The organism is Bacteroides sp. BFG-637 (assembly GCF_024793605.1).
GTDB lineage: Bacteria > Bacteroidota > Bacteroidia > Bacteroidales > Bacteroidaceae > Bacteroides > Bacteroides vicugnae.
Window position 1 is genome coordinate 4091442 of sequence record NZ_JANUPD010000002.1, and the last position, 12954, is coordinate 4104395.

Here is a 12954-nt window from a genome sequence, read left to right on the forward strand (position 1 = left end):
CAGTTATGAGAAAAGTACAACTATTGTTAGTTTGTTTAATGCTTTCGGCTGCTGCTTTTGCTGCTGATAAAGTGATTAAATTGCCGAAGCCTAATTTAAACCGTACCGGTGCGGTGATGAAGGCATTGTCTGAACGACATTCAACTCGCGAGTATGCTTCTAAATCATTGAGTTTGTCGGATCTGTCTGATTTGTTATGGGCTGCTAATGGGATAAACCGTAAGGAATCTGGAATGAGAACAGCTCCGTCAGCGTTGAATAAGCAGGATGTGGATGTATATGTAGTATTACCTGAAGGAAGTTATCTGTATGATGCTAAAAATCACCAGTTGACTCTGGTTGCTGAAGGAGATCATCGTGGAGCAGTAGCCGGTGGACAGGCATTTGTGAAAACAGCTCCGGTGTCTTTGGTGTTAATCAGTGATCTTTCCAGATTTGGAGATGCGAAGAGTGCACGCAGCCAGTTGATGGGCGCTATGGATTCCGGCATCGTTTCTCAAAATATTTCAATATTCTGTTCCGCTGCTAACATAGCAACAGTGCCACGCGCCTCGATGGACAATGAACAATTGAAGAAAGTTTTGAAATTGAAAGATAGCCAAATGCCAATGATGAATCATCCTGTGGGATACTTCAAATAAGGATTGGCAAGATATACAAAAGAGTGACGGTATCCCGCAAGGATACCGTCACTCTTTTCCTAGTATAGCGTTACTATCCCGACCGGATAGCGTCACTATATTTTCTTCTTTACTTCAAGAGAAATTCATCAATCGCTTTTTTGTAAGTTGCCTTGTCAGCAGCTCCACGGAAAAGCTGTGGATCTCCTTTCATGGGAATGAATACAAACAATGGAATACTTGTTGCATTAAATAAAGCTGCCAGTTCTTTTTGTTTATCTACATTGACTTTGTAGATGACAATTTTTCCGGCATATTCCTTTGCCAATTCTTTCATGATAGGAGCTGTCTGGCGACATGGTCCGCACCAATCTGCATATAGGTCGATGATGGCGGGTTTATTACCTTTATAATTCCACTCCTTTGATTTCTCATAATCGAAGACGTCTTTCAGAAACATTTCTTTGTCCATTACGACGACTTCACCGTTACCTGTTACCTCTTTTTCACCTTGATTAGTTTCCCTACTGTCGTTGAATGCGTATACAATCACGCTTATCATGACGAGGGCTACCATTACTAATACTTTCTTCATTCGTTATTATTATCTTTTTATGTATAATGCTTCTCGATAACCCCTTGTAGTTCGCTACTATGGATTACACCGGAATGTCTCCAGACAGCCTCTCCATTCTTAAACAGTATAAAGGTCGGTACAGCTTGTATGCGATATTTAGTAGCCAGGTCTTCATGCTGGTCAACGTCTATCTTTGCAATACGTGCTTTATCTCCCACAATAAGTTTTAGTTCTTCTAAAACCGGTTTCATTGCTTTGCAAGGTCCACACCATTCTGCAAAGAAATCAACTAAAACGGGCACTGGTGACTGTATTAAATCTTCAAATTTTTCCATAATCTTTTCTTTCTTAGAGTTAAAAAGCAGTCTTTGAAGACCGCAAATAGATTTTCTATTTTATTAATATAACGAGAAAAAGCAGATTTTGTTCATGAAATAGTAATCAGGGAGTCATCATCTTGTAATGTGAAAGAGGGAACTTTGCGTATCTAAAAATAATGGAACTATGAAATTCTTATTTATTGTTCAAGGTGAGGGGAGAGGGCATTTTACACAGGCAATCACCCTCGAAGAAATGTTATTGCGCAATGGACATGAAGTAGTGGAAGTCTTGGTCGGGAAAAGTTCGACACGTACTTTGCCGGGATTTTTCAATCGGAGTATTCATGCACCGGTGAAGCGATTCATTAGTCCGAACTTTCTGCCTACAGCAGACAATAAACGGGCGAACCTGACGAAAAGCGTTGCATACAATTTATTAAGATTACCGGAGTATCTTCGTAGCATGTATTATATAAATCAGCGGATCAGGGAGACAGGGGCGGAAGTCGTCATCAACTTCTACGAACTTTTAACCGGACTTACCTATGCACTCTTCCGTCCCTCCGTTCCGTATATTTGTGTTGGACATCAGTATTTGTTTTTACATCGTGATTTCGAGTTTCCGGATAAAAATTCGTGCCAGTTATGGATGCTGCGTTTCTTTACCCGGATGACCGCTCTAAGATCTTCGAAGAAACTGGCTTTGTCTTTTCTGGAAATGGAACAGGATGATATGAATCAAATAGTGACCGTTCCTCCATTGATTCGTCCGGAAGTGACAGCTATCCGTCCGGAAGAGGGTGATTATATTCATGGATATATGGTTAATTCCGGGTTTGCCGATAGCGTAGAGAACTTTCATGCAAAGCATCCGGGACTTCCTTTAACTTTTTTCTGGGATAGATCGGATGCCGAAGAGGTGACACGGATTGACGAAACATTGAGTTTCCATCAAATAGATGATGTGAAGTTTCTTAATGCGATGGCGGGTTGCAAGGCTTATGCCAGTACGGCAGGCTTCGAGTCCATTTGCGAAGCAATGTATCTTGGAAAACCTGTATTAATGGTTCCGGCACATATTGAACAAGACTGCAATGCCTATGATGCAATGAAAGCGGGGGCAGGAATAATCTGTGATTCCTTTGATTTGCAGCCGCTGCTTCGCTTTGCAGGAGAATATACTCCGAACCGTCATTTCGTTTATTGGGTTCGCAGCTGTGAACGTCGGATGATCCGTGAACTGGAGAAACCGGCAGCTTCACATTCAGAAATAACTTCAATACCAACATTCACTAATTATTTACCAATATGAAGCTAAACAGAACGGATTATGTGCTTGAACGCGCATCAGATGGTGGCTATTATGCCTGGTTGACTGTAAATATGCAATGTAATGCTTATGGGGAATCTCCTGAAGAAGCAGTTCAGAATTTACAGAATATAATGAATGAGATGATTGACGAGATGTATATGGTGGAAGAATTTATATAAATTGAGAGTTGAGAATTAAAAATTGAGAAATAAAAGTTATGCCATCTGGCATCATATTTCTCAATTTTTAATTCTCAACTCTCAATTTACTCAACAATGCTAAGTTCATTGATGATATGAGAGGCTCCCGCATATTTATCGATGATAAACAAGGTATAGCGGATATCGACGCAAGCGGCTCGTTGCGATGAAGGACGGAAAGCAATGTCGCCTGTTAAGCCTTCAAAGTTGCGGTCGAAAGCAGTTCCTACCAACTGCCCTTTGCTGTTAAATACCGGGCTGCCGGAGTTTCCTCCTGTATTGTCGGTGTTTACGATAAAGCAGACAGGCATTTCACCGTTTTTGCCATAACGTCCATAATCCTGGGAGTTATATAGTTCTTTTAGTTTTTGAGGCACTACGAATTCCCAGTTTCCCTGATCTTCTTTTTCCATCACACCTTTGAGGGTGGTATGAGCGTCATAAACCACACCGTCAGCCGGTTCATAAGAAAGCACCTGGCCGTATGTTAACCGTAAAGTAGAGTTCGCATCCGGATAAATCGGCATTCCTTTTTCCTGTCTCATGTCCATCATGCCTTTCACCCATATTTTATGAGCTGCGTCATAGTTCTGATTGGCTTCTTTCATGGCAATGGCTGTTTTCAGAATTCCGTCGGTAACAGAATATTTGAATAATACCATCCAGTCATATCCTATTTTATACAAACTTGGTTTCTTGATAAACTTCTCAAAGTTTTTAGGATTGCCGAAAATGGAATGTTCGAAACAGGCATCAACGAAGGCGTCAATACTTCCCTTGAAACGGGAATTGATGATTTCGAAGATGTTGATTCGTTGTTCTGCCGGAATGTAGTTGGCATAAGTCTTCAACATTTCTTTGGCTACCATCCGTTCTACGTCCGGGAAGGGGACAGAAGCAAAATACTTATCTCCTTCTTTCTTCAGTTTTAGTTTTGCTTCTTTTATCTGCTCTTTATCTTTCGATTTCAGAGCGGTAACCAATTCTGTCGTGGAAGGAATACGCATAAAATCAAGGGCAGTGACTAATGCTTCATTGATAGCCTGCTGATGATATAGCGCATCGCGTCGGTGAGATACAATAGAGCGAATCTCATCAAAGGCTTTCTGATACGAATCATCTCCCTTTTCACGGCCGCGGGTTAACAGTTCTTCTTGCTGTGCACGTTTGGTATCCAGTACATTGAGGCGTATCAGTCCTTCATTCATGCCGATGGCATTTTTCCAATAATTGGCCGAAGAAGCATATTTGCTTGCATAATGAATACGCACTGCCGGATCTTTCAGCATTTGCTCCATAAGTACTTTCTGACGGGCTCCGCGTACATGCTGGCGCATGAAATTGGTCGTTTGCATCCGTTCTTCCACTTCGTCGGCAATCATATACCGCCAGTTACGTCCGGGGAATCCCATGACAAAGGTGAAATCTCCTTCCTGAACTCCGGCGAGGCTGATCTTCAGATGTTTTTTCACTTGCAGAGGAACGTTGTCTTTAGAATATTCTGCCGGTTTTCCATTCTTGTCCGCGTAAATACGGAGAGAGAAAAGTCGCCTGTGTGACGAGGCCACATCCAGTTGTCGGTATCAGCTCCGAATTTACCGATGGAAGAAGGAGGAGCCCCTACCATACGAATATCACTATACACTGTTTTGATGAACAGGTAATATTTGTTTCCTCCATAAAAAGCCTTGAGCTCCAACTTTGTTGCAGGAGTTATTTCTATATTCTCGGCTTTGGCAAAATGTTCTGCTACGTTGCCAAGATAACTTGGTGATAGATAGTTAACACCATCCGGGTCCGGATCTTTTTTCAGTTGCTCGGTGACGTAATCGGTCACATCGAGAATACGGTCGATAAAAGTGACGGTCAATCCTGGAGTAGGAAGTTCCGCATCACGGTTCATAGCCCAGAAACCATCTGTCAGATAGTCATGTTCTACATTACTATGTTGCTGGATAGCTCCATAACCACAGTGATGGTTAGTCAGTACCAGTCCTTCGGAAGAGATAACTTCTCCCGTACATCCTCCTCCGAAGTGTACAACAGCATCTTTTAGAGAAAGACCATTTGCGTTGTATACTTCCTCTATCGGAATTTCGAGACCAAGTTCGCGCATGGCAATAGCGTTCTGTGCTTTCAGATCGGTTAGCATCCACATGCCTTCGTCGGCGTGGATGCTAAGAGTTGCCAGTGAAAATAGGACAAATAGGATTTGTTTTCTCATTTATTCTACGATTGTCATTTCGTTGATCAGGTGTCCGCAGTTTCCTAATTTTTCCAGAATGAACAGGACGTAACGGATATCTAAATTAATACAACGTTGCAGGTTGTTGTCGAAGTTGATGTCACCGCTTAATGATTCCCAGTTGCCATCAAAAGCACAACCGATCAGTTCTCCGTTTTCATTCAGTACCGGGCTACCGGAGTTACCACCGGTGATGTCGTTGGTCGACAGGAAGCAGACTGGCATATCACCATTCGGTAAAGCGTAACGGCCATAATCTTTCTTTTCAATCAGTTCCTTCAGTTTGGCAGGTACAACGAATTCACGGTCTTCCGGATTTTCTTTTTCAAGAATTCCCTTAGTGGTCGTATAGTAGTTGTAGTGTACGCCGTCTTTCGGATCATAAGGTTTCACGTTACCATAGGTCAGACGAATGGTAAAGTTTGCATCCGGATAAGAAGGTACAGGCAACTTCATTTCACCCAGACCACGGATATAAGTTTTGTGTAGCAAAGCCAATTCTTTATCCATATCCTTGAGTTGGGAAGCCAGTGTATCCATCAAGTCGTATTTAGACTGGCAGTATTGCAGTGCCAGATCATTGTCAATCGCTTTCACTGAAGGCTTCTTTGTAAACTTCTCGAAGTTTGCCCGGTTGGCAAAAATAGAGTTGTCATACATATCATCAACGAATTTGTTATAATCGCCTTTATATTTCTGCTCAATAACCTTATAAATAGAAGGACGTTGGTTTGCCGGAATCATTTCAGCATATAAGGGGAACAAGGCTTTCGCTACCTTGCGGTCTACTTCATGATCGTAATCTTTGTTATGGATGCTTTCGTAAGTGCTTTCCAAGGCTTTCATGCGTGCTTCGATTACAGAATCGTTTTTCTCAAGCAATGCTTCGCGTGTTTTAGCCAACATAATATTGCCAAATTCGATAGCTCCGAAGAAAGTCTCTCTCAAACAGGTGTACTGATAGTTGAGAGGAGTTGTCTTAACTACCAGGTCATCAATATTCTTCACTACTGCTGCATATTCAGCATTGTTTTGTGCTTTTGCAAACTCTGCGAATTTGGCTTCTTGTGCAGCTTTTGTTCCTAATACATCATTATCGATGATGGCTTTATTCATGCCGATGGAGTTTTTCCAATAGTTGCTGGAACCTGCATACTTGTTAGCATACTGAATACGGATTTTGTCACTGGCATTCATTACTTCCTTCAGGACAGCCAAACGTGCACCACGAATACGGATACGTGGATCGTTCTCCGATTCCATACGTTCTTTTACTTCTGATACAGTCAGGTAGCGGCTCGTACTTCCGGGGAATCCCATAATCATTGCATAATCTCCTTCTTTCAATCCTTTGATAGAGATAGACAAATGTTTCTTGGTTTTCAGTGGGACGTTGCTCTCGCTGTATTCTGCCGGTTCACCATTTGCATCTGCATAAATACGGAACATGGAAAAGTCGCCGGTATGACGCGGCCACATCCAGTTGTCTGTTTCACCGCCAAACTTACCGATAGAAGAGGGGGAGCGGCTACCATACGTACATCCGGATATATTTTCTTGTAGAAAAGATAGAATTTATTTCCGGCATAGAACGGAAGAGCTTGCGGAACAATTCCTTTTTTGTCTGCCAGGTCACTTTTAAAATAAAGATCATGCGCCAGCTTTTGAAGGAATATATTGCTGAATGATTCGGATTCGGTGATTTCTTTCGCCGCAATCTTAGCATTGACAATATCCGTAATATCTTCGATACGTTCGATAAATGTAAATTTCAGTCCCGGAGTAGGGAGCTCTTTGTCTCTGGAAGTAGTCCAGAAACCGTCAGTCAGATAATCGTGTTCAACACTACTATGTTGTTGGATGGAAGCGTAGCCACAGTGGTGATTGGTTAGAATCAAACCTTCGGGTGAGATAATTTCTCCGGTACACCCTCCTCCGAATATACCTACAGCATCTTTAAGAGAAATGCCATTCGGATTATATAGGTCTTGTGCTTCCAGTTTTAATCCCTGTTTTTTCATCATGTCTATGGAGTGTTGCTGTTGCATCAGTTGCAATAGCCACATACCCTCATCCGCTCTAACGGAACATACAAAAAGCGCGGTCAGCGCTAATAGATAAAGTCTTAATCTGTTCATTATTAAATGATAAAATTACAATATATGATTGGTTAGTATTCAATTTTTAAATCTCCGTTTTTCAGTGCTTCCATGATATTAGCAGGCGGGCGTTGATTCATCAGTTCGTTTTTCATAAAGTCCATGTAAGGAGCTACATGCTTAAAGAACTGATAATACCCTTTGCATAAGTAATTTAACCCAGGTTCGCCTTCAGCCGTTTGGCTGAAACGATTTTTCGGGCATTCTCCGTTGCAGGCAAATAGGAACTCACATTCCTTGCATTGAGTAGGGAGAGACTGATATTTCATGTTCCCGAAATTGTGCTGACGTTCGCTATGCATCATTTCCACCAGAGTTTTACTGTAAATGTTACCTAATTTATATTCGGGGAATACAAAGTGGTCGCAAGAATAAACATCTCCGTTGAATTCCATCACACCGGCATGACCACAGGTCTTTGCCATTGTGCATATACCAGGTTGTTCGCCCATCCAATTCGCCAAAGTCGAATCGAATATTTGTACGTAGTATTTGCCTACGTCTTCTTTCACCCATTCGTCGAAAAGAGTACAAAGGAAGTTACCCCATTGTTCCGGGGTGATCGAAAAATCAGCAAGAGTTCCGGCTTTATTTTCTGCAAGAGAAGCGAGGTGACGACCGTCTTCATGTGAGAGAATACGTTCAACGATAGGAGCGAACTGGATATACTGGCAACCGATTTCTTTAAAGAAATGGTAAAAGTCTAGTGGGTAGTCGGCATTGAAGTCATTAATGACTGCCATCGCATTCCATTCCACCCCATGTTTTTTCAAAAGATTGATGCCTTGCATCACTTTCACAAAAGAGGGTTTTCCCATTTTGTTTTTACGATACTCGTCATGAAACTCCTGGGGACCATCGATAGAGACTCCTACCAGCCAATTGTTTTCACGGAAGAATTCACACCATTCGTCGGTGAGCATGGTTCCGTTGGTTTGGATGCAGTTGTCGATCGTTCGTCCGCGGGCATACTTCTTTTGTAGTTCCATTGCCTTTTTATAGAAGGAGAGCGGCCGCATCAGCGTTTCTCCTCCGTGCCAGGTGAAAAGCACCTGTGGCATGGTTTGTGAGTTAATGTACTCGTCGACAAACTTTTCCAGAAGTTCATCGCTCATTACGTGTTTCGGATTGTCTTTGTATAGGTTGGCCTTTTCCAAATAATAGCAGTAATCGCATGCTAGATTACATACGGCACCTACAGGCTTTACCATTACATAAAGCGGTTTGGCAAAAGGGGCAAATGTTGATGTTTTCATGACTGCAAAATTAGATAAACTAAATGAAAAAAAGAGCCTTGTACCTATGTTTATAAGGATTATTAAAGAAAAGAGTCTTACAAGATTTAAATATTGATAAAATGTTTCTTTGAATTCTGAATCAGTTGTACCTTTGTACCCAGAATTTAATGAATAGATGAACGTGAATAAAATTTTGCCTTTTTTACTTTTGCTTCCGTTTTTTGCTTCCTGCACCAGTAAGTACAAGATTGAAGGAACCTCTTCAGTGAATAGTCTGGATGGAAAGATGCTGTATCTTAAATCCCTTCGGGATGGAGAGTGGGTGAAGCTGGATTCAGCTGAAGTAGTGCATGGTCTGTTCTCAATGAAAGGGAAAATAGATTCCGTACAGATGGTGACACTTTACATGGATGAAGAAAGCATTATGCCGATTGTGCTGGAAAGTGGGAAGATAACAGTTACCATTAGCAATACGGACCTCAAGGCAGTCGGAACATCTTTAAATAATGCACTGTATGAGTTTATCAGCAAAAGAAACCAATTGGAAGAAAGCATTGGTGAACTGGAGCAGAAGGAAACCCGTATGGTACTGGATGGAGGCGATCTGGATGAAATTCACGGTCAGTTGGTGGTGGAAGGAGACTCACTGATGAAAGCGATGAATCAGTATGTAAAAACGTTCATCTCCGATAATTATGAAAATGTGCTGGGACCCAGTGTGTTTATGATGCTCTGCAGCTCTTTGCCTTATCCGATTATGACTCCGCAAATTGATGATATAATCAAGGATGCTCCTTATTCTTTTAAAGATAATAAGCTGGTTAGAGAATTCCTGTCTAAAGCAAGAGAAAACATGAAGTTGATAGAAGAACATCAACGATTGGAACAAAATGCTTCAACAAATAAGTAATACTTGAGTTTTTTGTGTATTTTTGCACAAAACTCAAGTAAAGTGAAAACGACTACTGTTCCGGTATACGCCGCTTTCTTTTTTTATTTTAGTCTTATCGGTTTCTTGTCATAGAGATTCGGAGGCCCCTGATGTGGCATTCCGGAGGATCGAAATGTGCATGGAATCTCTTCCGGATACAGCTCTGTATCTATTAAAGTCAATACCTCATACTGAAAAACTACGTGGAAAGTTGCAGGCGGATTATGCACTTTTATTGACGCAGGCGATGGATCGGAACTATGTGAAGTTTACTTCTGACTCATTGATTGCACTGGCACTGAATTACTATACTGTAGAGCGTGGTGACTCCGCAACACGTGCTAAAGCACAGTATTATTATGGAAGAGTGTTGCGTGAACTGGGCAAAGATGAAGAGGCTTTGACATTCCTGTCTTCGGCAAAAGAAATGTTCGGGAATATTCAATGTTGTAAGATGTTTGCAATGGCTACTGATGAGATAGGGATGATTAACCGGAAAAAGAAATTGTATCAGGAGTCGTTGGAGAATTTTCGGGAGTCATATACAATCTATGAAGAGTTGAAAGATTCTTTGAGTCTTGTCAGAGCCGGGCAAAATATAGGCCGGGCTTATTTGTTTCAGAATAAATGGGATAGCTGTTATTTCTATTATATTAATGCTTTAGCACTAGCCAGGGAAAAGCAATATTCGTCTGAAGTTTCCATTTTACATGAGTTGGGGATACTGTGCCGTTCTATGGGAGAACTGAAAAAGTCAGAACGCTATTTTCTTGCTGCTTATGAAAAAGAAACGGATGAAGAAAGGAAATACGTGGAGTGTATGTCTCTCGGTTATTTGTATATACAGATGGGCGATGTAGAGAACGCCCGGAAATATTTTAAGATGAGTATCAATTCTTCTAAAGAATATACCCGTATTGACGCATATAACAATTTATACTTTCTGGAAAAAGATATTGATAATTTTGAGGAAGCGATTATCTACCATGAAAAAGCGGACTCTATCGTGAATGTATTGGATGAAGTCGATTCGCAGGAGCTGATAACAGAACTGCAAAAGCAGTACGAGAACGAGAAGCTCCGGAATGATAATTTACAACTGAAAGTGGACCGTACGGTTTTTATATTTTGCGGTACGGTTATTTTCCTGATTGTGGCCTTCTATATGTGTTATTACTACTATAAAAGTAAGAATCACAGGAAGAAGATTGCCGAAATCGAATCCCAGATTAGAGATAATGAAGAGGAGATAAAGCGATACCAGCAGGAGATGGAAGAAATTCAGGAGTTGAAAGATCAAGTACTGGAAGAGAACCGCATACTGGAAGAAAATCGAATGAAGGTAGGCGAGTTGAATGGAAAGATTGTTCTTTTGAGTATGCAGAACAAAACCTTATCGGGACTGTTGAAAGAACTGGGAGGAGAATTAACTGTCGGACCCTCTTCTGAACAGTACATATCCGCTTTTCGTCTGCTGCTTGCTATCAAAGAGGGAACCTTAAGAGGCAAATTGTCTAATGGAGAACGCTATAAATTGTTTAGCCTGTTTGATTTACTCTATTCTAATTACGTTACCCGGTTGCTTGACAAAACTCCTTTATTGACTAAACATGATCTTGAGATCTGTTGCTTTCTTAAATTTGGACTGACCAATGAAGAACTGGCACGTATTTTTCAGACCTCTTCCGATTCTGTCACTAAAGCAAAAGGGAGGCTGAAAGGTCGATTAGGCATTTCTCCACAAGAAGATTTGAATGTGTTTTTAAGGGACTTTTGATAAATAAAAAATGAATTGTCCGGGTCATTAATAGAACGATAGTCTGTATTTTATTGAAATGTAGGTGTTTACGGAAAATCAGGCGCGCTGATTTTGTCCGGGTGACTTTTTTTGTGTTTTCGGATGCATGCCGTACTTTTGACACAACAAAAACCAAATAGCTATATGAAAAATCCTAATGAATTATCTGCCGCTTCTTCTTTGAGAGGTGACGAATTGCAGTTAATAGAACAAAAAGTCAGCATTGTTGTCGGAATAGCTAATTCTCGCACCAGGTTAAGGATAGGAGTTCTATTAAGTAAATATTCAGAGTATCAGGTGGATTATATATCCTCCGAGAGTGAAATCGGTAAACTGATTGAAGAAGCCGACTTGATTATTGGTGCGGGAATTACCGCTTACGAAGGGGTATTGCGCCGAAAGCCGGTGATTGTAGTGGGGGGATTATGGCTTGGGAGGTCTGGTTACTCCGGATACATTCCGCAAGCATTATAACAATCGGTTTAGAGGGAAGATTAATGGCGTCAGAAATGAATCTTTCCCATTAGAGAATTTAGAAAAGGAAATTTATAAAAGTTTTAATTTGACTTTTCAAGAATTACAAATGATGTCAAACCAAACCATAACCTTGCAAAACATCTAAATATCTGAATTTCTTAATTTAATAGTTTGATGCATAAAACTGGTTAGGAATATGGGGGTGCGTGAGCATCCTCATATTTATATAAATATTATGTACTGATTATCGGTCTTGATCTTCGTTTTTCACCATTCCCTTGTATTGTTCCGGCAGGGCACTTTCAACCGCAGCGTAGGCTTCTGCCATGGTTGCCTTGATATTTTCCATTCCTTTCCCTTTGGGAGGAATAGGCTCATGAATAGTCAGAATCATGCGATGACGGTGTATCCATTTGCCTGTGCGTGGCAGAATTTCGAACGAGCCGTCAATGGTGACGGGTACAACCGCCAGCTGTAAATCATCCGCCAACTGGAAGGCTCCTTTCTTAAAGTATCCCATGTGTCCTGTAAATGTACGCGCTCCTTCAGGAAAGACAACGAGAGAAACCCCATCTTTCAATGAGTCTTTTGCCTGCCGGATTGTTTCCAATACTTTTTTAGGGCCGGATCTGTCTACAAAGATATGTCCTGCACTTTCACAGGCTTTTCCTACAAACGGCAGTTTACGCAGGCTTTTTTTCATCATCCACTTAAAGTTTCTTCCGATGAAGCCATAAATAAGGAAAATATCGAATGAACCCTGATGATTAGGTACGAAAATATAGGACGTTTTGTCATGCAACTTTTCACGTCCCTCAATCTTCACGGGAATCAACAGAAACAGACAAATTAATTGTGACCAAATCTTCCCCGGATAATATCCCCAGATGTGGGCTCCTCCCAAGAGAGAACCTACAATAGTGACGATTGCCGTGAGGATGGTCAACACTAATAAAATAGGCAAAGCGATGCAAATCTGATAAATATAATACAGTATCTTCATAGGGTTGGATTTTTATCCTGCAAATATACATGATTATTGGTAAAAAAGAGGGGCAGATGTGATATAATCTTTTC

The 12954-nt window shown here is 41.1% G+C and carries 9 protein-coding genes and 3 pseudogenes; 6 read left to right on the forward strand and 6 right to left on the reverse strand.

The genetic code is table 11. From position 1 onward, the window contains the following. Positions 1–5: 5 nt before the first annotated feature. Entirely contained in the window at positions 6–641 is a 636-nt protein-coding gene (locus tag NXX38_RS15745; protein WP_004312035.1) for a SagB/ThcOx family dehydrogenase, read from the forward strand. Between the two features lie 109 nt (positions 642–750). Here the strand turns inward: NXX38_RS15745 and NXX38_RS15750 are convergent, their stop codons facing one another. Further along, on the reverse strand, positions 751–1215 hold the full coding sequence (locus NXX38_RS15750; protein ID WP_234132002.1) for a thioredoxin domain-containing protein: 465 nt from the start codon (positions 1213–1215) through the stop codon (positions 751–753). Positions 1216–1232: 17 nt separating this feature from the next. Beyond that, entirely contained in the window at positions 1233–1532 is a 300-nt protein-coding gene (gene trxA, locus NXX38_RS15755) for a thioredoxin (protein ID WP_004306008.1), read from the reverse strand. Between the two features lie 169 nt (positions 1533–1701). Here trxA and NXX38_RS15760 point away from each other — a divergent pair, with 169 nt between their 5' ends. Both NXX38_RS15760 and NXX38_RS15765 read left to right on the forward strand, forming a co-directional pair. After that, positions 1702–2829, forward strand: coding sequence for a glycosyltransferase family protein (locus NXX38_RS15760; RefSeq protein ID WP_258980113.1), 1128 nt, complete (start codon positions 1702–1704; stop codon positions 2827–2829). Further along, positions 2826–3008, forward strand: coding sequence for a type II toxin-antitoxin system HicB family antitoxin (locus tag NXX38_RS15765; protein WP_004297339.1), 183 nt, complete (start codon positions 2826–2828; stop codon positions 3006–3008). The genes NXX38_RS15760 and NXX38_RS15765 overlap by 4 nt, the downstream gene beginning before the upstream one ends. 86 nt (positions 3009–3094) lie before the next feature. Here NXX38_RS15765 and NXX38_RS15770 read toward each other — a convergent pair. The 3 genes and pseudogenes from NXX38_RS15770 to NXX38_RS15780 all read right to left on the reverse strand — a co-directional run bounded on the left by NXX38_RS15770 (position 3095) and on the right by NXX38_RS15780 (position 8689). Beyond that, positions 3095–5253: pseudogene (locus NXX38_RS15770) on the reverse strand (S46 family peptidase). Beyond that, a pseudogene (locus tag NXX38_RS15775) lies at positions 5254–7412 on the reverse strand (S46 family peptidase). A gap of 32 nt (positions 7413–7444) precedes the next feature. Then, positions 7445–8689 (reverse strand): anaerobic sulfatase-maturation protein, encoded by a 1245-nt coding sequence (locus NXX38_RS15780; RefSeq protein ID WP_148366161.1) that lies wholly within the window; start codon positions 8687–8689, stop codon positions 7445–7447. 157 nt (positions 8690–8846) lie between these two features. Between NXX38_RS15780 and NXX38_RS15785 the strand changes: the two genes are divergently transcribed. The 3 genes and pseudogenes from NXX38_RS15785 to NXX38_RS15795 all read left to right on the forward strand — a co-directional run bounded on the left by NXX38_RS15785 (position 8847) and on the right by NXX38_RS15795 (position 12022). Next, positions 8847–9581, forward strand: a complete 735-nt coding sequence (locus NXX38_RS15785; RefSeq protein ID WP_074637391.1) for a DUF4369 domain-containing protein — start codon at positions 8847–8849, stop codon at positions 9579–9581. Between the two features lie 160 nt (positions 9582–9741). Next, positions 9742–11379: a hypothetical protein gene (locus NXX38_RS15790; RefSeq protein WP_234132000.1), complete on the forward strand. Its 1638-nt coding sequence runs from the start codon at positions 9742–9744 to the stop codon at positions 11377–11379. A 165-nt stretch (positions 11380–11544) separates the two neighbouring features. Continuing rightward, positions 11545–12022 (forward strand): annotated as a pseudogene (locus NXX38_RS15795) (polysaccharide deacetylase). 99 nt (positions 12023–12121) lie between these two features. On the opposite strand, the gene NXX38_RS15800 reads toward NXX38_RS15795, so the two are convergent. Then, positions 12122–12880: a 1-acyl-sn-glycerol-3-phosphate acyltransferase gene (locus tag NXX38_RS15800; RefSeq protein WP_004297350.1), complete on the reverse strand. Its 759-nt coding sequence runs from the start codon at positions 12878–12880 to the stop codon at positions 12122–12124. Between the last annotated feature and the right edge of the window lie 74 nt (positions 12881–12954).

Bases quoted from the DNA above. Each gene is read 5' to 3' on its own strand.
- NXX38_RS15785 (WP_074637391.1), top strand. From the start codon at position 8,847: ATGAACGTGAATAAAATTTTGCCTTTTTTACTTTTGCTTCCGTTTTTT.
- NXX38_RS15760 (WP_258980113.1), top strand. From the start codon at position 1,702: ATGAAATTCTTATTTATTGTTCAAGGTGAGGGGAGAGGGCATTTTACA.
- NXX38_RS15800 (WP_004297350.1), bottom strand. From the start codon at position 12,880: ATGAAGATACTGTATTATATTTATCAGATTTGCATCGCTTTGCCTATT.
- NXX38_RS15780 (WP_148366161.1), bottom strand. From the start codon at position 8,689: ATGAAAACATCAACATTTGCCCCTTTTGCCAAACCGCTTTATGTAATG.
- NXX38_RS15745 (WP_004312035.1), top strand. From the start codon at position 6: ATGAGAAAAGTACAACTATTGTTAGTTTGTTTAATGCTTTCGGCTGCT.
- trxA (WP_004306008.1), bottom strand. From the start codon at position 1,532: ATGGAAAAATTTGAAGATTTAATACAGTCACCAGTGCCCGTTTTAGTT.
- NXX38_RS15790 (WP_234132000.1), top strand. From the start codon at position 9,742: ATGGAATCTCTTCCGGATACAGCTCTGTATCTATTAAAGTCAATACCT.
- NXX38_RS15765 (WP_004297339.1), top strand. From the start codon at position 2,826: ATGAAGCTAAACAGAACGGATTATGTGCTTGAACGCGCATCAGATGGT.
- NXX38_RS15750 (WP_234132002.1), bottom strand. From the start codon at position 1,215: ATGAAGAAAGTATTAGTAATGGTAGCCCTCGTCATGATAAGCGTGATT.